We start from the raw sequence: 20,775 nt of genomic DNA, 5'->3' as shown, positions 1-20,775 counted from the left end.
GAGCCAATGTTCGCTGTGGATGATCGCCTCGAGTCGCCACTGACTCCCGAAGTCGTGGGCTCCCCAACGCAAGAACGTCGTGAACGCTGGCTGCTGATGCTGCTGGCGTTGTTGCTGCTTGCCGCCGGCATCGGCATGCGCACGCCTACGCCCTCCGACGAGCCGCGCTTCGCGCTGGTGGCACATCAGATGGTAGCCACCGGCAACTGGCTGATTCCCCATCGCGGCAGCGACTGGTACTCGGACAAGCCGCCAACCTTCATGGCGATGCAGGCCGCGTCGTACGTCCTTACCGGCAACTGGCAGATCGCCTTCCTGCTTCCTTCGCTGCTGGCATCCCTGGGCACGCTATGGCTGGTCTACGACCTGGGCCGGAGGTTATGGGGGCATCGCGCTGGCGTATGGGCGGGGCTCGCGTTGCTGTGCACGGTGCAGTTCGTGTTCCAGGCCAAGCGCGGGCAGATCGATCCGACGGTGACCTTCTTCGTCACCGCCGCCAATGCGGGATTGTTGCGGCATTTCCTGCTCGGGCCGGACCGGCGTGCATTGTGGTTCGGCTGTTTTGCGGCGGGGCTGGGCGTCATCACCAAGGGCGTGGGCGTCCTCGCCTTCCTTATGCTGCTGCCCTGGCTGGCCGCACGCAGGTATCGCTGGCAAGACGTTTCCGCCACCACGGAGAGCGTGTCGACCTGGGTGATCGCCGCGCTGGCCTTCGTTGCCGCCATCGCATGCTGGCTGCTGCCGCTCGCCATTTATCTGGGCATGCACGACAGCGCGGCCGCACGCGCTTACGTCAACGACATCTTCGTGAACCAGACGGTGCATCGATACATGCATCCCTGGAACAGCTTCCAGCCACCGTGGTTCTACCTGGAAGTGATCTTCACCTCGTGGCTGCCGCTCAGCCTGGCCTTGCCGGGGTTGCTGCCGGCATGGAGGCAGCGGCTGCGCGAACGTGACGCGCGCTTCCTGCTGCCGTTGACGTGGGCCGCGCTGCTGATCGTGTTCTTCAGCCTGACGCGGGCCAAGCGTGACGTGTACATCATGCCGGCCCTGCCGTTGCTTGCCCTGTGTACCGGCCCGTTCCTGCGCGAGATCCTGCAACGCCGCTGGGCACGATGGCTCGCACTGGCCTTTGTCCTGGCACTGGGCCTGCCCGCGCTGATCCTTGGCCTGCAGGGACTGCTGCATCCCTCTGCCTGGACGCTGCGCTTTGCAGAGGCACGACAGCTGGGCGGACAGGCCAACTCGTTGTGGGCAGCCTTCGTCGTCATCGGTCTCTGGATGCTGCTGTGCGTGCTGGCATGCCGCCTGCGCCGGGCCGGGGTCGCCATGCTCGCCAGCCTGGCGGGGCTTTGGCTCGCATGGGGCCTGTGGGTGGCGCCGTTGCTGGCCCATGCAAGCTCGCAGGCACCCCTGGTGCAACGCGTCGAGCAAACCATCGGCCCCGATGCGGAGCTCGCCCTGGTGGGCTGGAAGGAAGAGCTGCCCCTGGCGTTCCAGCGCAAGGTGACCGATTTCGGCTTCGTGACGCCCTGGCACGAGCAATTGGCCGATGCCATCCGCTGGCAGCAACAGGCTCCCTCGCATCGCTGGGTGCTGATCCTGTCGGACGTGATGGCGCCCTGCATCGACAAGGCATCGACGATCGACATGGGCATCACCAGCGGGCGTGACTGGCGACTCTATCGTCTCGACGCCGTAGCCCCGGCCTGTCGTGGTGGCGTCGTGCCCGTCGGCGAGGTCGAGGACTGGGGCGGCATCGACAAGCATTGAAGAAGCACCCGATGTTTACGCGCGGCGCCGTCGCACGTTTCATCGCACCACGATTCTCCCCTTTCAGCCTGAGCCCTTAGCGCGACCATGACTGCCTCACCCACCCTTCGCCGCATGCCATCGCTGCGAGACATCCAGCACTGGGCTGCGAACGCGCCGTGGCTCTGGTGCTGGTTGCTGGCTGCACTGGTCGCCATCTTCCAGCACGGGCCGATGCCGATGTACTCCACGCGCACGCTGTCGGTAGCGTGGGAGATGTGGACGCACCACAGCTTCATCGTGCCCTATCTCAACGGCGTGCCCTACAGCGAGAAGCCACCGCTGCTGCTGTGGCTGATCCACCTGGGCTGGCTGATCGGCGGCGTCGGCGACGTGTGGCCGCGCCTGCTGGAAGTCCTGCTGGGTGCGTTGCAACTCGTGCTGGTCGCCACGCTCGCACGACGCCTGTTTCCGCAGCGCCCCGTGGTGGCAAAGACGGCGCCCTGGATACTTGCGGCTTTCAGCTTCGCGTTCCTGTTCGGCCTGCAGGTGATGTACGAGGTGCTGCTCGCCGATTGCGTGCTGGCCGCGCTGCTGTGCCTGGTGCCCAAGCCGGGACGCGAAGCGCCTCGCTTTGCCTGGTTTGCGCTGGCCGTAGGTCTTGGGCTGCTCAGCAAGGGACCGGTGATGCTGCTCCACGTGGCGTTGCCATGGCTGCTCGGCCCGTACTGGAATCGCTGGGCCCGACAGCAGAGCCGTCGCTGGTACGTGCACGGCGCCATCGCCCTGTTGGCCGGCGGCATGCTGTTGCTGGCCTGGGTCCTGCTCGCCACCGACGCGGGCGGCGAGACTTATCGCCAGCGACTGCTGGTCCACCAAACGGCCGGACGCGTGGTCGATGCGTTTGCGCATGCCGAACCGTTCTGGTGGTACATCCCGCTGCTTCCCGTGCTGATCTTTCCCTTCGCGCTGTGGCCGCGTTCGTGGGTCGCCCTGCTTTCGCTGCGACGCCCGTTCGAAGATGGCCTGCGCTTCCTGTTCGCCTGGCTCGGCCCCGTGCTGCTCGGCTTTTCCATCGTCAGCGGCAAGCAGCCGTACTACGTGTTGCCCGAGTTCGGTGGCTTCGCGCTGCTGATGGCCGCCGCCATCGCGGTTCTGCATGAGCGCCGGCCGATGGACTCGCGCTGGCTGCAACCCTGGCCGCTGGCCCTGGTGCTGGGTGCGGGCGGCGTTGCACTGATCCTGCTCGAGACACTGATCCGCGGCAGGCGCGAGGTGGATCATCAGTTGGTCGCACTGGCGCCCTACAGCATTCCCTTCGGCGTGCTGTTCCTGCTGCTGGCGTTCCTGCTGATCGTCCCGCGCAAAGCCGAGCTGCATCGCATTGCGCTGGTCGGCCTAATTGCCGTCGTGTCGGCCAATGGCCTTTTCACGCTGACGATCTGGCCTGCCTACGACTTCACGCCGGTGGCACGCATGCTGGCCAAGGCGGAAGCGGAAGGACACCCGATGGCCAATCTCGAATCGAACGATGGCCAATACACCTTTCTCGGTCGGCTGACCCAGCCCGTCACGCAGCTTCACGGCATCGGCGACCTCAGGCAGTGGGCGCAGGAGCATCCCGAAGGACTGGTGATCACCTATCCACGCCGGTTGAGCGCGCTCGATCACGCGCATGCGGTCTATATCCAGCCGTTCCGCGGGATCTGGCTCGCGATCTGGCCGGCCCCTGCCTACGTGGAAGCTCAGTCGAAAGACCAGCTGAGTGACTAGACGGTATCGGTGCCTGGGCGACCCTTCGCGCCGGCGCCAGTCATAATCGGCGAGTCAGCCAACAGCACGCGGACTCACGCCAGTGTCGGAAACACCCCTATTGCCCGTGGCCACGCAAGAACACTGGGTAACGACCGATCGTGGCAGGATCTACACGAAGCGCTGGATCGCCCCGTCGGCCGCACCTGCTGCTGCACCCATCGTGCTGTTTCACGACTCCCTGGGCTGCGTGGAATTGTGGCGTGACTTTCCCGGGCAACTTGCCCGTGCCACCGATCGCGATGTGATCGCTTACGACCGCCTCGGTTTCGGCAAGTCGGAAGCCCACCATGGCACGCTGCGCAACGACTTCATCCACGACGAAGCACGGGTCGATTTCCACAGCGTGCGCGATCAACTCGCGATACGAACCTTCGTCGCTTTCGGGCACAGCGTGGGTGGCGGCATGGCCGTTGGCTGCGCGGCGGCGTATCCCGATGATTGCTCGGCACTGATCACCGAATCCGCGCAGGCATTCGTCGAGGCGTGCACGATCAAGGGGATTGTCGAGGCAAAGGAGAATTTCCGGCAGCCCGGCCAGCTCGAGCGCCTGAAGAAGTACCACGGCGACAAGGCCGCCTGGGTATTGCACGCATGGACCGACACCTGGCTGGCAGCGGACTTCGCGACGTGGCATCTCGACGACGACCTGCGTCGCCTGCGGTGTCCCGTACTGGCGATGCACGGCGACAAGGATGAGTTCGGCTCCCTGCTTCAACCGCGACGCATAGTCGACCTTGGCGGCACCCGCTCGACGCTGGAGATCCTCGCGCAGTGCGGCCACGTGCCTCATCACGTGCAGAGGGATGTCGTGCTCTCCCTGGTCGGAAGGTGGCTTGGCTCACAGCTCAGGGATGGCTCACGCCCTTCGTGAGCCAAACCCTTGCATTACCGCATCGCCTTTGCCGATGCGGTAATGGGCTTCGTCGACCCGATACCGGCGTCATCGCGATCACTGGATCGTGGCGACATCCACGCGACCTGCCCTGGCTGCCTTGACCAACGCGTCGTGGTCACGCTCGTTCTGGTCGGCATACGCGACGGCGAACGAAGCGATGGCATCGGCAAACGCATCGCTCTTGCCCAGGTAGCTGGCCAGCACCACCGCATCCGTCGATCGGGCATGCGCTCGTGCCACGGCGTGTGCGCACAGCCGGCCGTAACGGCGCATGTTCGACGGCCTCATCAGATCCACCTGCGGTGACACCTTCGCGTCACGCAGCTGCCGCACGTAGAACTGGCGGTCCTTGGTCTGGGTCCAGCCCAGGAACATGTCGCTGGCCGATTGCATGAGTCGTTGGCCACACACCACGCGTTGCCCCTGGTGCTTGTACGGACACTTGCCGATGAACGGCTCGATGACCGATTCCCGCGCCTCCTTGAACTGCAGGAACAGGGGATCGCCGCTGCCCGATACCAGCAGCATGATGCCGCAATAGGTGCCCACGCTACCGACGCCGACCACCTTGACGGCTGTATCCATCGGCTCGAACCGATCGAGCAGGACACGTCGTTCGGAGGCGAGCGATTCACGATAGGAGGCGAACGCCCTCAAGCGATCTTCCTGGCTGACCACGTTCTGCACCGCCGGGTCGTGATAGATCAACGGCGGCTCATCCTGGATACGCGGCGGCGAACCGCCCTCGACGGTCAGCTTCACGAACTCCTTGGTGTGCGCCGTGTGTTCCACCGCCTTGTGCAGGCTCTTGATGGCCAGCTTCTTCAGCTGCTGGTCCTCCATCCGGTCGATCACATCCTGCAGGTCGATATGGTCGTACCAGGCCTCCAGCAGCGGCATCGACGAATACTCGTCGATATGGTCGCGATAGGCCGATGCCGCCTCCCACGCCGCCTCCTTCGCATCGTTGGCACTGAAGCCATTCGCGCGGGACGCCACCACCAGGCTGGCGCAAAGGCGCTTGATGTCCCACTCCCATGGGCCCGGCGTGGTCTCATCGAAATCGTTGATGTCGAACACCAGCTTGCGCTCGGGCGTCGCGAAGCCGCCGAAGTTGACCAGGTGCGCATCGCCACAGATCTGCAGATGGATGCCCGTGCTCGCGGTGGTGGCGAGATCGCCCGCCATGATGGCGGCGCCACCGCGATAGAACGCAAACGGCGATGCCATCATGCGGCCATAGCGGATCGGCACCAGTGCTTCGACGCGCCCCTTCGATGTCTCGATCAACACATCGATCGGATCGAATCGTTGCTTCGGCGGGCTCCATCCACCCAGCGCCTTGCGCGAGCAGGCGTCGCGCAGGGCCTTGCCCATGGCTTCACGGTCCTCGACGGTGAGCCTGAAGCTGTGTTGCATCGTGCCATCCATCTGGACAGGCGGTGCGGTGTCCTTCGGCTTCGGGCCACTGGACGTGCTGCGCGATTTGCGCGGCGGCTTATCGGGAGAAACCTGAGGCTCAGCTACCGTGGACATGAGTGCCCCCATCGAGATTGAGCGTGAACGATTGTCGCTGGCCTGAGCGGCCAGAACTGCATTTGACGCCGACTACGATCGGATGGGAACCGAAAAATTACGTGAATTAGCGGGAATTTCACTCACCGGTCACCGCTGCCGCCCTTTCGACGGTGGTGTACGCCGGAAACAGAAAGGGCCGGCATGGCCGGCCCTTTCCGCTCACAAGGGATGACGCCTTACTTCTTCTGCGGCGCTTCCTTCAGGCCACGGTTCAGCAGCATCGGCTCGATGCTGGGATCCTTGCCGCGCCAGTCCTTGTACATCTTGGCCAGGTCTTCGGTGTTGCCGCGCGAGAGGATCATCTCGCGGAAGCGGTCACCGTTCGCACGGGTCATGCCACCCTTGTCGACGAAGCCCTGGAACGCGTCATCGGCCAGCATCTCGGTCCACAGGTAGGCGTAGTAACCGGCGGCGTAGCCGTTGCCCCAGATGTGCTGGAAGTAGCTCGAGCGGTAACGCGGCGGCACGTAGCTCAGGTTGATCTTGGCCTTGGCCAGCGCGTCGGCTTCGAACTTGTCCGGATCCTGCTTCGGCGTATCGGCACTCAGGCTGTGCCAGCTCATGTCGAGCAGTGCGGCCGAGACCAGCTCGGTCATGTCGTAACCCTTGTTGAAGGTCTTCGACTTCTTGATCTTCTCGACCAACTCGGCCGGCATCGGCTCGCCCGTCTTATAGTTCTTCGCATAGTTGGCGAAGATCTTCGGATCGGTCGCCCAGTGCTCGTTGAACTGCGACGGGAATTCCACGAAGTCACGCGCGGTCGCCGCACCCGACAGGCTCGGGTACTGCGAATTGGCGAAGATGCCGTGCAGGCCATGGCCGAACTCGTGGAACATGGTGATCACGTCGTCGAACGACAGCAGTGCCGGCTGGCCTTCGGCCGGCTTGGTGAAGTTGGCGACGTTGAAGATCACCGGCTTGGTGCCCATCAGCTTGGACTGGTCGACCAGGTTGCTCATCCACGCGCCGCCGTTCTTGTTGTCGCGCTTGAAGTAGTCGCAATAGAACAGCGCCATCGAGGTGCCATCCTTGTCGAACACCTCGAACACGCGCACATCCGGCTGCCACACCGGGATGTCCTTGCGCTCCTTGAAGGTCAGGCCGTACAGCTGGTTGGCGGCGTAGAACACGCCGTTCTGCAGCACGTTGTCCAGCTCGAAGTACGGCTTGATCTGCGACTCATCCAGATCGTACTTGGCCTTGCGGACCTGCTCCGAATAGTGGTTCCAGTCCCACGCCTCGACCTTGAAGCCGCCCTTCTGCTGGTCGATCACGTCCTGGATATCTTTCGCCTCGCGCTCGGCGCGTGCGGTGGCGGCCGGGGCCAGCTTGTCCATGAAGGTCAGCGCCGCTTCCGGATTCTTGGCCATCTGGTCTTCCAGCTTCCACGCGGCGTAGCTGGAGAAGCCCAGCAGCTTGGCCTGCTCGGCGCGGATCTGTGCGATGCGACCGATCATGTCGCGCGTGTCGTTGGCGTCGCCCTTCTCGGCGCGATTCCACGAGTTATTGAACAACTGCTCGCGCGTGGCACGGTCGTTGAGGTTCTGCAGCGCCGGCTGCTGGGTGGTGTTCTGCAGCGGGATCACCCACTTGCCGTCCAGCTTGCGTGCCTTGGCCGCTTCCACCGCCGCGGCGATGTCGCCATCGGACAGGCCGTCGAGCTTGGCCTTGTCGTCCACCACCAGCGCGCCTGCCTTGGTGGCGGCGAGCAGCTTGTTGGTGAACTGCGTGCTGAGCGTGGACTCTTCCTTGTTCAGGTCCTTCATCTTCGCCTTGTCGGCATCGGACAGCTTGGCGCCGCCACGCACGAAGTTGCTGTAGGTCACCTCGACCAGACGCTTGGATTCGGGATCGAGCTTGAGCGAGTCACGCTGGTCGTAGATGGTCTGGATGCGCTTGAACAGCTTGTCGTTCATCACGATCGCATCCTGATGCTCGGCGAACTTCGGCGCTTCCTCTTCCTGCACCTTCTGGATCGTGTCGTCGGTGTTGGCGCCACTCACCGCGCTGAAGGCCTGCATCACGCGCGTCAGCAGCTGGCCGGACTTCTCCATCGGGATGAAGGTGTTCTCGAAGGTCGGCGGCTCCGGGTTGTCGGCGATCTTGTTGATCTCCTCCAGGTGCTGCTTCATGCCTTCCTCGAAGGCCGGCTGGTAGTCACCGTCCTTGATCTTGTCGAACGGCGGCGCCTGGAACGGCAGCGTGCTGGGCTCGAGGAACGGATTCACGGCACTGACCTCAGGCGTGGCGGCAGCGGTGGAGGCCTTGGCCGGCGCGGTGCTGGCCGGAGCCGGAGCAGGCTGCTGGGCCTGCTCGTTCGACTGCTGCGAGCAGGCGGCGAGCGCGATGGACGTGGCGATCACGAGAGTGCGGAGACGGAGCATCGAGGGTTCCCCTGGGGGCGGACAAATGAACCCGGAGCCTACCTAGTCCGTCGGGGGAGTGCCAAGGGCTGGAAGTCCTGCCTGCCTTCCCTGTAGGAGCGCACCCAGTGCGCGAAAAGCCAACGGAGCGGTGATGCCGCAACGCCGCAGTCGCGCACTGGGTGCGCTCCTACAGCAGGGGAATCACGCCTTGCGCATGTCGCGCAGCTGCCAGCTCGCGCCGATCAGCAGGTTCAGACGCTGCCGCACGATGCTCATCGGCAGGTCGGTAATGAGGTCCACGTCGATGCGCAGGTCATGCACATGGGCGCTGACCGTGGCGGATGGGTCAGTCGCGCCGAGCGTGGGATCGACGTCATCGGGCTCATCCTGCATGGCGCGCCAGCGTTCGAACAACGAAGGCGTGCGCAGGGCTTCTTGCACTGCAGCAGAGAGATCATCCGGTCCGGCGCCGTCGTAACTGAGCGCCGCCACGGGCCCGCGCGCATGGGCCAGATCGGCAATGGACAGGTAATAGTGGCTGCGTATCGCCATCATGGATCTCCGCTTCGAACGTCGCATGCAAGCATACGCCCGGAGGGAGTCACTCCAAGATGGCCTCAAGCTCGAGGTACGACGCCGCCACCTGCGGCGGCTCGCCATAAGGCAGCACGCCCAGGCAGGGCGCGGGCAGCAACTGCCGCAGCGTCGCCAGGTTTTCGTCCACTGCCGCCATGTCCGGATCGATGAGGTTGCCGATCCATCCGGCGAGGCGACAACCATCCGTCGCGATCGCGCGTGCAGTGAGCAACGCATGGCTGAGACAGCCCAATCGCATGCCCACCACCAGGATCACCGGCAACTGCCATTGCCGCGCGATGTCCGACGCGAGCAATCCGCGCGACAGCGGCACCAGCCAGCCGCCGACGCCCTCGACCATCACCACGTCGTGCATGTCGCGCAAGCGCATGAAGGCGTCGTGCAACGGCGCCAGGCGGATGTCCACGCCTTCGTGCGCGGCCGCCAGATGCGGCGACAACGATTCGCGCAAGGCGACGGGATTGATCCATTCGTACGGCATGGGCGCGCTGCTGGCCGCCTGCAGCGCCAGCGCGTCGTCATTGCGCAGGCCTTCGCGGGTTTCATTGCAGCCGCTGGCCACCGGCTTCATGCCGCAGGCGTTCAAGTCACGATCGCGCACCGCGTGCAGCAGCGCGCAGGTCGCATGGGTCTTGCCTATGCCCGTGTCAGTACCCGCAACGAAGAACGTCGACATGCGCCTGTCCCCTGGTGGCGGCCTGGTGGCGGTACGTGGGCTGGCGGTGCCGGCGCGTACCGTGCGGGCGCATAATACGTGCTTTGACAGCGAGGCTCATGCCCATGTTCGAAGTAACCACGCAGGCGTATGCAAGCAAGCGCGAGCATTACGAAGACCTGTGCCACCAGGCGCGCGGCCTGCTCGAGGGCGAACCGGACGTGATCGCCAACGCGGCGAACTTCTCGGCACTGGTCTACCACAGCCTGCCCGATCTCAACTGGAGCGGGTTCTATCTCTACGACGGCACCGAGCTGGTGGTCGGCCCGTTCCAGGGCAAGCCCGCCTGCATCCGCATCGCGCTCGGCCGCGGCGTATGCGGTACCGCCGCGCAGACGCGCGAGACCCAGGTCGTGCGCGACGTGCACGATTTTGACGGCCACATCGCCTGCGACGCCGCGTCGCAGTCCGAAATCGTGGTGCCGCTGGTGCGCGCCGACGGCAGCCTGTTCGGCGTGTGGGATGTGGACAGCCCGTCCGTTGCACGTTTCGATGCCGACGATCGCGCCGGCATGGAAGCGCTCTGCGCGGTTTTCATGGCTGCGCTCGAAAGTCGCTGACGCGCCCCATTCACGCCATGCATGACTGGCGCTTTGCCAGTCTTGGCTTTCTCGGTGGGAGGAAACACCGGCACGCCGCCACGGCGCGCCGCCTCAACTAAGGAGCCTGCATGAAAGCAGTACGTTTCAACGGCGTCGGCAAACCCGTCTCGATCGACGACATCCCCAAGCCCACGCCTGGCCCCGGCCAGGTGCTGGTCAGAATCGGCGGGGCGGGCGTCTGTCATTCCGACTTGCACGTGATGGAAGAGGAGCTCGGCTTCCAGGCCGGCTTCACCCTCGGCCATGAAAACGCCGGCTGGATCGCCGAGCTTGGCGAGGGCGTGCAGGGCTTCCGCGAAGGCGATCCGGTCGCCGTGTATGGCCCCTGGGGCTGCGGCCACTGCCACGCCTGCCAGCTCTCGATGGAAAACTACTGCGAGAACGCCGACAGCCTCGGCGCCGCCGGCGGCGGCCTGGGTTTCGACGGCGGGATGGCCGACTACATGCTGGTGCCGGCGGCGCGACTGCTGGTGCCGCTGGGCACGCTGGATCCGCGCGTGGCCGCACCGTTGAGCGATGCGGCGCTCACGCCTTATCACGCCATCAAGCGCGTCCTGCCCCTGCTCACCGGCGACACCACCGTGGTGGTGCTCGGCATCGGCGGCCTGGGGCATATGGCGGTGCAATTGCTGCGCGTACTGTCCACCGCGCGCATCATTGCGGGCGATGTCGACGACGCGAAGCTGGCTCACGCGCGCCAGCGCGGTGCGGACCATACGATCAATACACGCGACATCGAGGCCGCCACCACCGCGATCCGCGACATCGTCGGGCCGCGTGGCGCGGTACTGGTGCTGGACTGCGTCGGCATCCAGCCCACCTTCGACCTGGGCGCACGCGTGCTGGGTCGTGACAGCCGCTGGACCATCGTGGGCCTGGGCGGCGGTCATCACGACTTCCGCTTCGGCAGCACGCCGTATGGCTGCGAGATGTGCACGCCCTATTGGGGCGGGCGGGCGGAGCTGATGGAAGTGATCGCGATGGCGCGCGACGGCCGCATCAAGGCGGAAACCACCGAGTTCCCGCTCGAGCAGGCGGCCCAGGTGTACGAGAAGCTCAAGGCCGGCAAGATCGTCGGTCGCGCCGTACTCATTCCCTGAGCATGGCGGCGCGCCGGTCAGCCGGCGCGCCTCATTGCCGCGGGGTATTGAGCAGCGTAACCACCATGTCGCGCGCTTCCTCCACGCCAGTGGGCGTCTGCGAGGAAAACATCTGTGCCGTCGCCTGCGTGCCGCCGGCCGCCAGCTCCTTGCGCAACGCCGCCAGGGCCTGCATGGCCTGGTTGCGAGAAAGCTTGTCGGCCTTGGTCAGCAGTACGTGGCACGGCAGGTGCGTGACGAAGCAGAACTCCAGCATCATCCGGTCGAATTCCTTCATCGGATGGCGGATATCGGTGATCAACACGATGCCGCGCAGGCTGCGACGCTGGTGCAGGTAGGCGTCGATCTCCTGCTTCCAGTGGTCGCGCAACTCGGGCGGCACCTTCGCGTAGCCATAGCCAGGCAGGTCGATGAGCCGTGCCGTCAGCGGCGCCTGACCTTCGCCCTGGGTCAGCGGCGGCAGCGAGAATGCGACCATTTGCTGCGTGCGACCTGGTGTCTTGGAGGTGCGCGCCAGCCCGCGATGGCCCGTCAATGTATTGAGCGCGCTGGACTTACCGGCGTTGGAGCGGCCGGCAAAGGCCACTTCGGCGCCCTGATCGGAAGGGAGTTGGGAGATTCGGTGGGCAGCCAGTACGAACTGGGCGCCCTGCAAAGGGTTCGACATGGTTTGACCGACTAAGGTGGCACGGAGATAATCCGTGAGTTTCTGCCAGTTGCGGACGTGCAGGCCAGCGCGAGCCGTGCAGCCATAGCAGTTTTTCGGGAGACAAGTGTATGAGTTTTCGGCCCGCCGGTATTCGGCCCGCTGTTGTTGGTTATGCCGTAGCCCTCGTCTTTGCGCTGTCTTCCAGTGTGGCGTTCGCCCAGGAAGCCACGGCGCCCGCCGCCGCGTCCACCGCCGCGCAGCCTGCTGCCGCCGCGGGCGCCGAGCAGGCCAAGCCCGCTGAGGCCACCGCCGCTGTGAAGCCGGGCGATGCCACTGCCGGTGCCGGCAAGGCCGCCGCCTGCGGCGCCTGCCATGGCATGGATGGCAATTCCAGCGACGCCCAGTATCCCAAGCTGGCCGGCCAGCACGAGGCGTACATCGTCCGCCAGCTGACCGACTTCAAGGGTGGCAAGCGCCAGAACCCGATCATGCTCGGCATGGCGACCCCGCTCTCCGAGCAGGACATGCACGACATCGGTGCCTATTTCGCCAGCAAGACCTCACTGCCCGGCGTTGCCGACCAGGCGCTGGTCGCGCGCGGCGAGGAGCTCTACCGCCAGGGTGACACCACCAAGGGCGTGCCCGCCTGCATGGCGTGCCACAGCATCGACGGCCGCGGCAACCCGGGCGCCATGTACCCGCAGCTCACCAGCCAGCACGCGCAGTACATCGAAGCCACGCTCAAGTCCTGGCACGACGGCACCACCTGGGGTGACGACGCTCACTCGCAGATCATGCCGGGCATCGCCAAGAAGCTCGATGCGAAGGACATTGCGGCCGTCGCCAGCTACATTGAAGGCTTGCACGCTGCCGAAGGCGCTTCGGGCGCCCCCGCCGCGAAGTAATCGCCTTCGACACGCCGGCCACCAGGCCGGCGTGTCCGTTCCAAGCCTGACAAAGTACCGAGGATCACCATGCTGAAGCGTTTGTCGTTCCTGTGTGCCGCCCTGCTCGCGATCTCCGCCTGCAGCAACAACAACGACAACGCCAGCACGGCCCCGCAGCCCGCCCCGGCCCCGGCAGCGACCGCTCCGGCGGCCCAGCCGCCGGCCGCGTCCACGGCTGCCGCGCCCGCCACGGCCAGCACGGCTGCTCCGGCCACCCCGGCTGCCGCCAGCACCGCCGACCAGGCGCCGACGCCCGCTCCTGCTCCGGCCGCACCGGCGACGCCGTTCGTCGACGACGGCAAGTGGGTCGAAGGCAAGCAGTACGTGCGCATCGAGCCGGCCCAGCCCAAGCTGACCAGCACCGACAAGATCGAAGTGGTCGAGGTGTTCTCCTACGGCTGCCCGGCCTGCAACCAGTTCCATCCGACCATGAACAAGCTGGTGCAGGAGCTGCCCGGCGACGCCGTGGTTGCCTACCTGCCGGCCGCGTTCATGCCGCAGGAAAACTGGCCGATGCTGCAGCGCGCCTTTCTCACCGCGCAGGCGCTGGGCGTGGCCGACAAGGCCAACGACGCGATGTACGACGCCGTGTGGAAGACCAACGAGCTCAGCGCCCTCAAGCCCGGTGGCGCAGGCCTCAAGCCGGCTTCGGCCCTGCCGACCCTGGACGATGCGGCCAAGGTCTACGCCAAGTACGGCGCCGACCCGAAGGAATTCGTGGCGGTGGCCAACTCCTTCACCATCAACACCAAGGTCAAGCGTTCGGACGAACTGGTGAAGAACTACGGCATCGAAGAGACGCCGACCATCGTCATCAACGGCAAGTACCGCCTGACCCCGCGCTCGGCCGGTGGTTACGACCAGGCAGTGGAACTGGCGAAGTGGCTGGTGTCCAAGGAAGCGGCAGGCAAGTAAGCCACGCCACCCTTTCCAACCAAGCGATCATCCGAGAACACCGCCCATGCTCAAGCGCTTTGCCCCCCTTCGCACCATCGGCCTGCTCGTGGGCCTGTTGCTGACCACCGCCTGCACCGCCGCCAGCTCCAACGATGTCGCGCCCTACACCGAGGGCACCGAGTACGTGGCGATCGGCGGCACGCCTCAGCGCCTCAGCAAGGAGGGCAAGGTCGAGGTCGTCGAAGTGTTCTCCTACGGCTGCGTCCATTGCGCTCATTTCGCCCCGATCGCCGACCAGATGCGCAAGCAGCTGCCGCCGGGCGTGGTGTTCAAGCTGCTGCCGGCCGCCTTCAACGACCAGTGGGTGCCTTACGCCCGTGCGTACTACGCCGCGCAGAAGCTCGGCGTGGTGGAGCAGACCCACCTGGCCCTGTTCAAGGCCAAGTTCGACGACCACTACCCGATCTCCTCGCTGGACGAGATTGCCGATTTCTACGCCAGCCACGGCGTGAAGCGCGACGATTTCATGCGTATCGCCACCTCCGACGAGGTCACCCAGGAAATCCGCAAGGATGCCGCGCTGGTGCAGGCCTGGCAGGTGGACGGCACGCCGACCATCGTCGTGGACGGCAAGTACCGCAGCGCCAACATCAAGACGCTGGACCAGCTGGCGGCCCTGACCCAGTGGCTGGCCAAGCGCGAGCTCGCGGGCGGCAAGTAATGTTTTCGCGGGGAAAGCCCTCCGGGACTTTCCCCGCATTCACACCCGGGCGGGCATGCTTGGGCATCCGGCGGTGCCAGCCGTGGCGCCTGCCTTCCTCTGCAACTACCCTGCCCGCCCGATGACCCGCGTCGAATCACCCGCCCCTGCCGCTCCGGAGCGCCGTCTGCGGCTACTCAGCTGCAACATCCTGGCCGGCGCCAGCGTGCAGCGCTACAGCGAATACCTGACCCGCAGCATCAATGCGGTGCTGCCCGGCCGCAGCAAGCTGGAAAACCTGGACCGCCTCGCGGAAGTACTGCCCCAGTTCGACGTGATCGGCCTGCAGGAGGCCGACGCCGGCAGCCTGCGCTCGGGCTTCCTCAACCAGACCCGTTACCTCGCCGAAGCGGCGGGCATGCCGTTCTGGAGCCACCAGCCGAACCGGCCGATGGCGCGCCTGGCCCATTCGGCGAACGGCCTGATCAGTCGCCTGGAACCCACCAGCGTGCTGGATTTCCCGCTGCCCAGCCGCATTCCCGGCCGTGGCGCCTTGCTGGCCCGCTTCGGCGAAGGCCCGGACGCGCTGGCGGTGATGATCGCCCACCTGTCGCTCAGCGCCCCGGCGCGCGCCAAGCAGCTCGCCTTCATCGGCGAGCTGCTGCAGGACTATCGCCATGCGGTGCTGATGGGTGACCTCAACACCGACCTGCGCAGCGCGGAGATGAAGCACCTGTTCGCCAAGTCCACCCTGGTGCCGCCCGAACAGGCCACGCCCACCTTCCCCAGCTGGAAGCCACGGCGGGCGCTGGATCACATCCTTACCTCCGAAGCGATCCAGCTCGACAAGGTCTGGGCGCTGCCGCAAGCCTTTTCCGACCACCTGCCGCTGGCGGCCGAAATCCGCCTGCCGGACCATGTGGCGCCCCAACCCTCTCGATTGCGCCGATGAAGCGAACGCTCACCCTCGTCCTGCCCTGGCTGCTGTTGATCGCGCTTGGCGCCGTGCCACTGATGTTGCGTTACGGACTGGTCGAGTCACCCGAGGTGGGGCGCCTGTGCGAAACCGGCACAACGCTGGCCTGCGGCATCCGCCACGCCACCGTGATGGGTTTCATCACCGGCAACATCGGCGGCGTGCGCATCGGCGTGTACGGCTGGGTGGCGCTGGCCGCCATGGTGCTGGCGCTGTGGCGCACCAGCACATTCACGGCCTGGCTGGCCGCGGCCACGGGCCTGGTTGCCGTGGTGCTTTATTGCTTCGAACCGGGTGCGCTGGCGCTACTGGTAGGTTGCCTGCGGCTTGTGCGCGTGCAGGCGGGCGGTGCGACGCCACGCGACCAGCGCGGCGCCCCCCAGCAACAGGTTCGCACCCAGCCATAGCCAGGAACCCGGGTTCAGGCCGACGTCCTGCACCACCGTCACGGCGGCCAGCAAGGGCATCAGGCAAGCCATGAAGCGCTCTTCCGCCGTCGGCACCCATGCCCTGCCCGCGTCCAGCATCGAGGCGATGAAATAGCCCAGTGCCGGCGGCCAGAACAGGCCCAGCGGGAAGTCGCGATAGCGCCCGTCGAACACCAGCAGCAGGCCGTACAGGGTCAGGCCGAACATCCACGCGAAACGCACGCGCGGACCCGGCATGCTGCGCGCCGGTTCGCCGCACAGGCGGGCAGCCACCCAACGCGCCAGCGCCAGCGTGGTCAGCACGGCAAGCAGGCACAACGTACCCGAGACGGCCCACTCCACCGCATCGCGGCAGGCGAACCACATCTGGCGGAACTGCCAGGCCATCGCGGTGCCGCAGGCAAAGCCGGAGAGCACCAACGCGAAACGCGCCCTGCGCGAGCGCCACTCGCGTCGCCATGCCGCCGCCAGCACAAACAACACGGCACCTGCGACGCCGGCCCACCAGCCAAGCAGCCAGCGCGGCTCCTCGACCACCGGGCCCTGCATGGAGAACTTCGGCCGTGCATCCACATCGAAGATGCCCCAGTAGCCGCCGACAGTGCCTTCCTGCTCGCGCTTCCACGGCTGATCGAAGGCCTCGATCACGTTGTAGGGCATGTCCACGCTGCCGGCGTAGCGGAGAAATTCGCGCATGTACCGCGCTTCGTTCACCACGCTCGCGGCGGCACCGCGGCGCTGCTTGCCCTCGCTGGGCCAGCCCGTCTCGCCGATCATCACCGCACGACCGGGAAACTCCGCCTTCATGTGCGCATACACGTCGGCAACGTGCTGCACGGCATCCCTCGGCTCCACCGGCTGGTCTTCCCAGTACGGCAGGATGTGGATGGTGATGAAGTCCACCACCTTGGCCATTTCCGCGTAGCGCTGCCAGAACTCCCACACGTCGGCATAGGTGACCGGCACATGCGTATCGCGCACGGCGTCGCGCACTTCAGTCACGTACTGCGCCATCGCCGCGGGCGTCTGCTCGCCACGCAGCAGCACCTCGTTGCCCACCACCACGCCGCGCAGCACTTCGGGGTGCGCCTTGATGGTGGCGATGCCGGTCTTGATCTCGTTGGCGTTGAGCACCGGATCGCGGCCGATCCAGATGCCCATCAGCACCTTCATGCCGTAACGCTGCGCGATCGCCGGCACCGCGCTCAGGCCAAAGCCCTGCGAGTAGGTGCGCACGCAATCGAATCGCTCGGACAACGCGCGCAGATCGGCGTCGATGCGCTCGGGACTCACGTAGGCATGGATGTTGAGCGGCGTCTCGCCCGGCTTGCGGAACGGCGCGTAGGAAACGCAGGCAATGCGCGAACTCGGTGCCTCCGGCAACGCCACCGGGCGACCGATCTGCCACCACCAGAGCGCCCCCCACAGCGCCGCCGCGACAAGCGCGAGCCACGCCAGTGGCGCTACACGGGACGAGGGCGAGGGCAAAGGCGTCATGCGCTTCCTTGGGAATGCGCCGAACGTGGCGCCTCGTGGGCCGCCGATTCTATCAGGCCCATCCCCGGGGCCACGTGCGCGCAGGTTTCACGCCACGCTCAGCGGACGTTGGCCATGCTGCCCGGCCCGATGCGCCATGAACCCTCTAAGATGCGTTGCGCGGGAAAGGCAAAAAAGGAGCTTTCATGTCCCCCTCCGTGGCACCGCGTCGATTCGCCCGGCATCTGCTCATCGTGGTGGCCGGCCTGTTGCTGGCTGGCACCGCCCTCGCGGCTGCGCCCACCAACGCGCAGCGCGCCGCCTTCAAGCAGGCCTACGCGGCCGCGCAGCAGGGAGGCGACGGCTGGCGCAGCCTGGCGAAGGGGCTGGAGGACTATCCGATCTATCCCTACCTGGAAGCGGCCGCGCTGACGCACGACATCCGGCAGATCGACCGCGGCCAGGTGGAGTCTTACCTCAAGCGTTATCCCGACCTGATCCCCGCGAACGATCTTCGCCGCGACTTCCTCACCGAGCTGGCGCGACGGCAGGACTGGGACAATTTCCTCGCGATGTACCAGCCGGGCCAGGGCGACGCGCTGGCCTGCAGTGCGCTGCAGGCGCAGCTCAGCAAGGGCGCGCAGCTCAATTTCGACCGCGACCTCGCCGCGCTGTGGGCCAAGCCCAAGCTGCCGGGTGCCTGCGACCCGGTGCTGAGTGCCGCGCATGACCAGGGCCTGCTGACGCCGCAGCGACTGTGGGACCGCATCGATCGCGCGGTCGATGCCGTGCAGCCCGGCAGCATCAACGCCATGGCCGCCTGGTTGCCCGCCGAGGACGCCGACGCCGCCAAGCGCGTGGCTTCGGCACTGAGCGATCCCAGCGCGGCTGCTGCGGCCGCCAACCAGTGGCCGGATACGCCACGCAACCGCCAGGCCGCCGCCATCGCGGTGGAGCGACTGGCACGACGCCAGTCGGTCATCGCCGATACCGCATGGCAGAAGCTGCAGGACCGTTTTGCATTTACGCCGCAGCAACACGATCGCGTGGTGTACGCGCTGGCCCTGTTCCATGCCACCGACTACGACGAAGGCGCGCTGGCGCGCCTGGCCGCACTACCCGCTGCGCTGCAGACGGATGTCAGTCGCGAATGGCGCGTGCGTGCAGCGCTTGCCCAGCGTGACTGGCGGGCCGTGCTCGCCGCCATCGACGCGATGCCGGCCACGCAGCAGCAGGATGGCGAATGGCGCTGGTTCCGAGCGCGTGCGCTCACCGAACTGGATCGCGGCGCCGAAGCGCAGCGCGTACTGACGCCGCTTTCGCAGGAACCCACCTTCTTCGGCTTCCTCGCCGCTGATCGTCTGGAACAGCCGTATGGCATCTGCCCGATCCAGCTCAACAGCGATACGAAGCGCGAGCAGACGCTGCTGGCCAACCGCGGCCTGCAACGCGCCTTCGAGCTGTTTGCCGTCGACCTCCCGCGCCAGGCGCGCCGCGAATGGACCCAGGCGCTGGACGGCGCCGACCCGGAAACGCTGAAGCTCGCGGTTGCCCTTGCCTATCAACGTGGCTGGTATGACCGCGCGGTGTTCACCTTCAACACCGGCGATGCGCTGCGCTACTACGAGCAGCGCTTCCCGCTCGCCAGCCAGGACGGCCTGGTGCCGCAGGCGCAGGAAGCAGGCATCGATCCTTCGTGGGCCTACGCGATCCTGCGTGCCGAAAGCGCATGGATGAGCGACGCACGCTCCGGCGCGGATGCGCGCGGGCTGATGCAGCTGTTGCCCGGCACTGCGGCACTGGTGGCCAAACGCAACGGCATCAGCTGGGGCGGCGGCGACACGCTGTTCGACCCGGTGACCAACATCGTCCTGGGCACGCGTTATCTCGCGCAGATGGCGCAGCGCTTCAGCGGCTCGATCTGGCTGGCCAGCGCGGCGTACAACGCGGGTCCCGGCAAGGTCGACCAGTGGCTCGAGGCGCGCGGCTCGCTGCCGCCGGACATGTTCGTCGCCACCATTCCCTACAAGGAGACGCGCGAATACGTGGCGCGCGTGATGTCCTTCGCCGTGATCTACGACTGGCGCCAGCATGGCAACGCGGTGACGCTGTCGCAGCGAATGACGCCCATCGGCCAGGGCTTCAATCTGGCCGAGGTCTCCGGCCAGCGTAAGCTCGTGGGGTGTCCGGTCGCTGCGCCGGCGGCACCGGCGGAAGCCGCCACGGCGGCGCCCGCGAGCAACATGGCGCCACCGGCAGCGCCATCCAGCAGCACGCATTGAAAGGAACGTAGCAGGTGACACGGAAAACCCAGCAACTGGTCGTGCTCGGCGGCACCGGCTTCGTCGGTTCGCATCTGGTGCCGCGACTCGTGGCCGACGGCCATCGCGTTCTGCTGCTCTCGCGCAATCGCGAGCGCAGGCGCGAGCTGAGCGTGCTGCCTTCGGTGCGCATCCGCAGCGTCGACATCTATGACGCCAACGCTTTGCGCCGGCAGTTCGAGGGTGCCGATGCCGTGATCAACCTGGTCGGCATCCTCAACGCTTTCGGCAAGCAGAACTTCCAGCTCGCGCATGTAGATCTGACCCAGCGCGTGATCGCTGCCTGCCAGGCGGCCGGCGTGGCGCGCCTGCATCAGATGAGCGCGCTCAAGGCTGGCCAGGGCCTGTCGCAATACCTGAAGACCAAGGGCGAAGCCGAGGCGCATGTGCGCAATTCGTCGCTGGACTGGACGATCTATCAGTCCAGCGTGATGTTCGGACGCGGCGGCGGACTGGTCGACCGCTTCGCCACCTTGCTGCGGCAGATGCCCGTGCTGCCATTGGCCCGCGCCTCCTCGCGCCTTGCGCCGACCTGGGTGGGCGACGTGACCGAAGCGATCGCGCGCTGCGTGGGCGACGACAAGCTGGGCGTCGATCGCAGTTTCGAGCTGTATGGACCGGAAGTCCTGACGCTAGGCGACATCGTTCGACAGGTCCGCGATGCGGCGGGTCTGCGCACGCCGATCCTGCCGCTGCCGGACGGACTGGGCCGCCTGCAGGCGCAGTTTGCCGAACTCCTGCCGGGCAAGCCGTTCTCGCTGGACAATTTCCGCACGCTGCGCACCGACTCGGTGGGCAAGCAGGATGGTTATGCAGCGCTCGGCATCACGCCACAGCCGCTGTCGGCATGCTTGCCGCTGTTGCTGCGTGAGCCGGCACGCCTGCGTCGCCTGGCCAACGCCCGCGTCAGTACGCACTGAGGCAGCCCACCTGTAGGCCCGTGGATGCGGCATGGCAG

18 protein-coding genes are annotated in these 20,775 nt (G+C 66.2%); 12 read left to right on the top strand and 6 right to left on the bottom strand.

What is annotated here, in order from left to right; all coding sequences use genetic code 11:
• Window positions 1-6 precede the first annotated feature (6 nt).
• The 3 genes from EPB08_RS01905 to EPB08_RS01895 all read left to right on the top strand — a co-directional run bounded on the left by EPB08_RS01905 (window position 7) and on the right by EPB08_RS01895 (window position 4,441).
• Window positions 7-1,776, top strand: a complete 1,770-nt coding sequence (locus EPB08_RS01905) for an ArnT family glycosyltransferase (protein ID WP_130617363.1) — start codon at window positions 7-9, stop codon at window positions 1,774-1,776.
• 87 nt (window positions 1,777-1,863) lie between these two features.
• Complete coding sequence (locus EPB08_RS01900; protein WP_229238179.1) at window positions 1,864-3,528, top strand: ArnT family glycosyltransferase; 1,665 nt, start codon at window positions 1,864-1,866, stop codon at window positions 3,526-3,528.
• A 106-nt stretch (window positions 3,529-3,634) separates the two neighbouring features.
• Window positions 3,635-4,441 carry an alpha/beta fold hydrolase gene (locus EPB08_RS01895; protein WP_229238178.1) on the top strand — a complete coding sequence of 269 codons (807 nt, stop codon included), beginning with the start codon at window positions 3,635-3,637 and terminating at the stop codon, window positions 4,439-4,441.
• A gap of 78 nt (window positions 4,442-4,519) precedes the next feature.
• On the opposite strand, the gene EPB08_RS01890 is transcribed toward EPB08_RS01895, so the two are convergent.
• The 4 genes from EPB08_RS01890 to bioD all read right to left on the bottom strand — a co-directional run bounded on the left by EPB08_RS01890 (window position 4,520) and on the right by bioD (window position 9,682).
• Window positions 4,520-6,001, bottom strand: a complete 1,482-nt coding sequence (locus EPB08_RS01890) for a DUF2252 domain-containing protein (protein ID WP_229238177.1) — start codon at window positions 5,999-6,001, stop codon at window positions 4,520-4,522.
• Window positions 6,002-6,219: 218 nt separating this feature from the next.
• On the bottom strand, window positions 6,220-8,427 hold the full coding sequence (gene dcp / locus EPB08_RS01885; RefSeq protein ID WP_130617361.1) for a peptidyl-dipeptidase Dcp: 2,208 nt from the start codon (window positions 8,425-8,427) through the stop codon (window positions 6,220-6,222).
• 183 nt (window positions 8,428-8,610) lie between these two features.
• A complete protein-coding gene (locus EPB08_RS01880) occupies window positions 8,611-8,961 on the bottom strand; it encodes a hypothetical protein (protein ID WP_130617867.1) in 351 nt (116 codons plus the stop codon).
• 49 nt (window positions 8,962-9,010) lie between these two features.
• Window positions 9,011-9,682 carry a dethiobiotin synthase gene (bioD, locus tag EPB08_RS01875; RefSeq protein WP_130617360.1) on the bottom strand — a complete coding sequence of 224 codons (672 nt, stop codon included), beginning with the start codon at window positions 9,680-9,682 and terminating at the stop codon, window positions 9,011-9,013.
• Between the two features lie 104 nt (window positions 9,683-9,786).
• Between bioD and EPB08_RS01870 the strand changes: the two genes are divergently transcribed.
• Window positions 9,787-10,281: a GAF domain-containing protein gene (locus EPB08_RS01870; protein ID WP_130617359.1), complete on the top strand. Its 495-nt coding sequence runs from the start codon at window positions 9,787-9,789 to the stop codon at window positions 10,279-10,281.
• A gap of 110 nt (window positions 10,282-10,391) precedes the next feature.
• On the top strand, window positions 10,392-11,423 hold the full coding sequence (locus EPB08_RS01865) for an NAD(P)-dependent alcohol dehydrogenase (protein ID WP_130617358.1): 1,032 nt from the start codon (window positions 10,392-10,394) through the stop codon (window positions 11,421-11,423).
• 31 nt (window positions 11,424-11,454) lie between these two features.
• Here the strand turns inward: EPB08_RS01865 and yihA are convergent, their stop codons facing one another.
• Complete coding sequence (gene yihA, locus EPB08_RS01860) at window positions 11,455-12,090, bottom strand: ribosome biogenesis GTP-binding protein YihA/YsxC (RefSeq protein WP_130617357.1); 636 nt, start codon at window positions 12,088-12,090, stop codon at window positions 11,455-11,457.
• 110 nt (window positions 12,091-12,200) lie between these two features.
• Between yihA and EPB08_RS01855 the strand changes: the two genes are divergently transcribed.
• From EPB08_RS01855 to EPB08_RS01835, 5 genes are all read left to right on the top strand, one after another.
• On the top strand, window positions 12,201-12,977 hold the full coding sequence (locus EPB08_RS01855; protein WP_130617356.1) for a c-type cytochrome: 777 nt from the start codon (window positions 12,201-12,203) through the stop codon (window positions 12,975-12,977).
• A gap of 69 nt (window positions 12,978-13,046) precedes the next feature.
• Window positions 13,047-13,934, top strand: coding sequence for a thiol:disulfide interchange protein DsbA/DsbL (locus tag EPB08_RS01850; protein ID WP_130617355.1), 888 nt, complete (start codon window positions 13,047-13,049; stop codon window positions 13,932-13,934).
• Between the two features lie 46 nt (window positions 13,935-13,980).
• A complete protein-coding gene (locus EPB08_RS01845; RefSeq protein ID WP_130617354.1) occupies window positions 13,981-14,637 on the top strand; it encodes a thiol:disulfide interchange protein DsbA/DsbL in 657 nt (218 codons plus the stop codon).
• Between the two features lie 121 nt (window positions 14,638-14,758).
• Window positions 14,759-15,568, top strand: coding sequence for an endonuclease/exonuclease/phosphatase family protein (locus tag EPB08_RS01840; protein ID WP_130617866.1), 810 nt, complete (start codon window positions 14,759-14,761; stop codon window positions 15,566-15,568).
• Window positions 15,565-15,999: a hypothetical protein gene (locus EPB08_RS01835; RefSeq protein ID WP_130617353.1), complete on the top strand. Its 435-nt coding sequence runs from the start codon at window positions 15,565-15,567 to the stop codon at window positions 15,997-15,999. The genes EPB08_RS01840 and EPB08_RS01835 overlap by 4 nt, the downstream gene beginning before the upstream one ends.
• Here EPB08_RS01835 and EPB08_RS01830 read toward each other — a convergent pair.
• Complete coding sequence (locus tag EPB08_RS01830; protein WP_130617352.1) at window positions 15,898-17,517, bottom strand: glycoside hydrolase family 17 protein; 1,620 nt, start codon at window positions 17,515-17,517, stop codon at window positions 15,898-15,900. The two genes, EPB08_RS01835 and EPB08_RS01830, sit on opposite strands and share 102 nt — an antisense overlap.
• 185 nt (window positions 17,518-17,702) lie before the next feature.
• Between EPB08_RS01830 and EPB08_RS01825 the strand changes: the two genes are divergently transcribed.
• The gene (locus EPB08_RS01825) at window positions 17,703-19,778 is read left to right on the top strand and encodes a transglycosylase SLT domain-containing protein (RefSeq protein ID WP_130617351.1); all 2,076 of its coding nucleotides are present in this window, start codon (window positions 17,703-17,705) and stop codon (window positions 19,776-19,778) included.
• A 14-nt stretch (window positions 19,779-19,792) separates the two neighbouring features.
• The gene (locus EPB08_RS01820) at window positions 19,793-20,737 is read left to right on the top strand and encodes a complex I NDUFA9 subunit family protein (RefSeq protein WP_130617350.1); all 945 of its coding nucleotides are present in this window, start codon (window positions 19,793-19,795) and stop codon (window positions 20,735-20,737) included.
• Window positions 20,738-20,775: the final 38 nt, after the last annotated feature.

Origin of the sequence: Dyella amyloliquefaciens (genome assembly GCF_004296575.1) — a bacterium.
Lineage (GTDB): Bacteria > Pseudomonadota > Gammaproteobacteria > Xanthomonadales > Rhodanobacteraceae > Dyella > Dyella amyloliquefaciens.
This window is presented reverse-complemented; position numbering and strand designations above follow the sequence as displayed.

Coding starts and splice junctions, on each gene's coding strand:
- EPB08_RS01900 (WP_229238179.1), top strand. CDS start 1,864: ATGACTGCCTCACCCACCCTTCGCCGCATGCCATCGCTGCGAGACATC.
- EPB08_RS01865 (WP_130617358.1), top strand. CDS start 10,392: ATGAAAGCAGTACGTTTCAACGGCGTCGGCAAACCCGTCTCGATCGAC.
- EPB08_RS01855 (WP_130617356.1), top strand. CDS start 12,201: ATGAGTTTTCGGCCCGCCGGTATTCGGCCCGCTGTTGTTGGTTATGCC.
- EPB08_RS01825 (WP_130617351.1), top strand. CDS start 17,703: ATGTCCCCCTCCGTGGCACCGCGTCGATTCGCCCGGCATCTGCTCATC.
- EPB08_RS01890 (WP_229238177.1), bottom strand. CDS start 6,001: ATGTCCACGGTAGCTGAGCCTCAGGTTTCTCCCGATAAGCCGCCGCGC.
- bioD (WP_130617360.1), bottom strand. CDS start 9,682: ATGTCGACGTTCTTCGTTGCGGGTACTGACACGGGCATAGGCAAGACC.
- EPB08_RS01850 (WP_130617355.1), top strand. CDS start 13,047: ATGCTGAAGCGTTTGTCGTTCCTGTGTGCCGCCCTGCTCGCGATCTCC.
- EPB08_RS01845 (WP_130617354.1), top strand. CDS start 13,981: ATGCTCAAGCGCTTTGCCCCCCTTCGCACCATCGGCCTGCTCGTGGGC.
- dcp (WP_130617361.1), bottom strand. CDS start 8,427: ATGCTCCGTCTCCGCACTCTCGTGATCGCCACGTCCATCGCGCTCGCC.
- EPB08_RS01835 (WP_130617353.1), top strand. CDS start 15,565: ATGAAGCGAACGCTCACCCTCGTCCTGCCCTGGCTGCTGTTGATCGCG.
- yihA (WP_130617357.1), bottom strand. CDS start 12,090: ATGTCGAACCCTTTGCAGGGCGCCCAGTTCGTACTGGCTGCCCACCGA.
- EPB08_RS01870 (WP_130617359.1), top strand. CDS start 9,787: ATGTTCGAAGTAACCACGCAGGCGTATGCAAGCAAGCGCGAGCATTAC.
- EPB08_RS01880 (WP_130617867.1), bottom strand. CDS start 8,961: ATGGCGATACGCAGCCACTATTACCTGTCCATTGCCGATCTGGCCCAT.
- EPB08_RS01830 (WP_130617352.1), bottom strand. CDS start 17,517: ATGACGCCTTTGCCCTCGCCCTCGTCCCGTGTAGCGCCACTGGCGTGG.
- EPB08_RS01905 (WP_130617363.1), top strand. CDS start 7: ATGTTCGCTGTGGATGATCGCCTCGAGTCGCCACTGACTCCCGAAGTC.
- EPB08_RS01840 (WP_130617866.1), top strand. CDS start 14,759: ATGACCCGCGTCGAATCACCCGCCCCTGCCGCTCCGGAGCGCCGTCTG.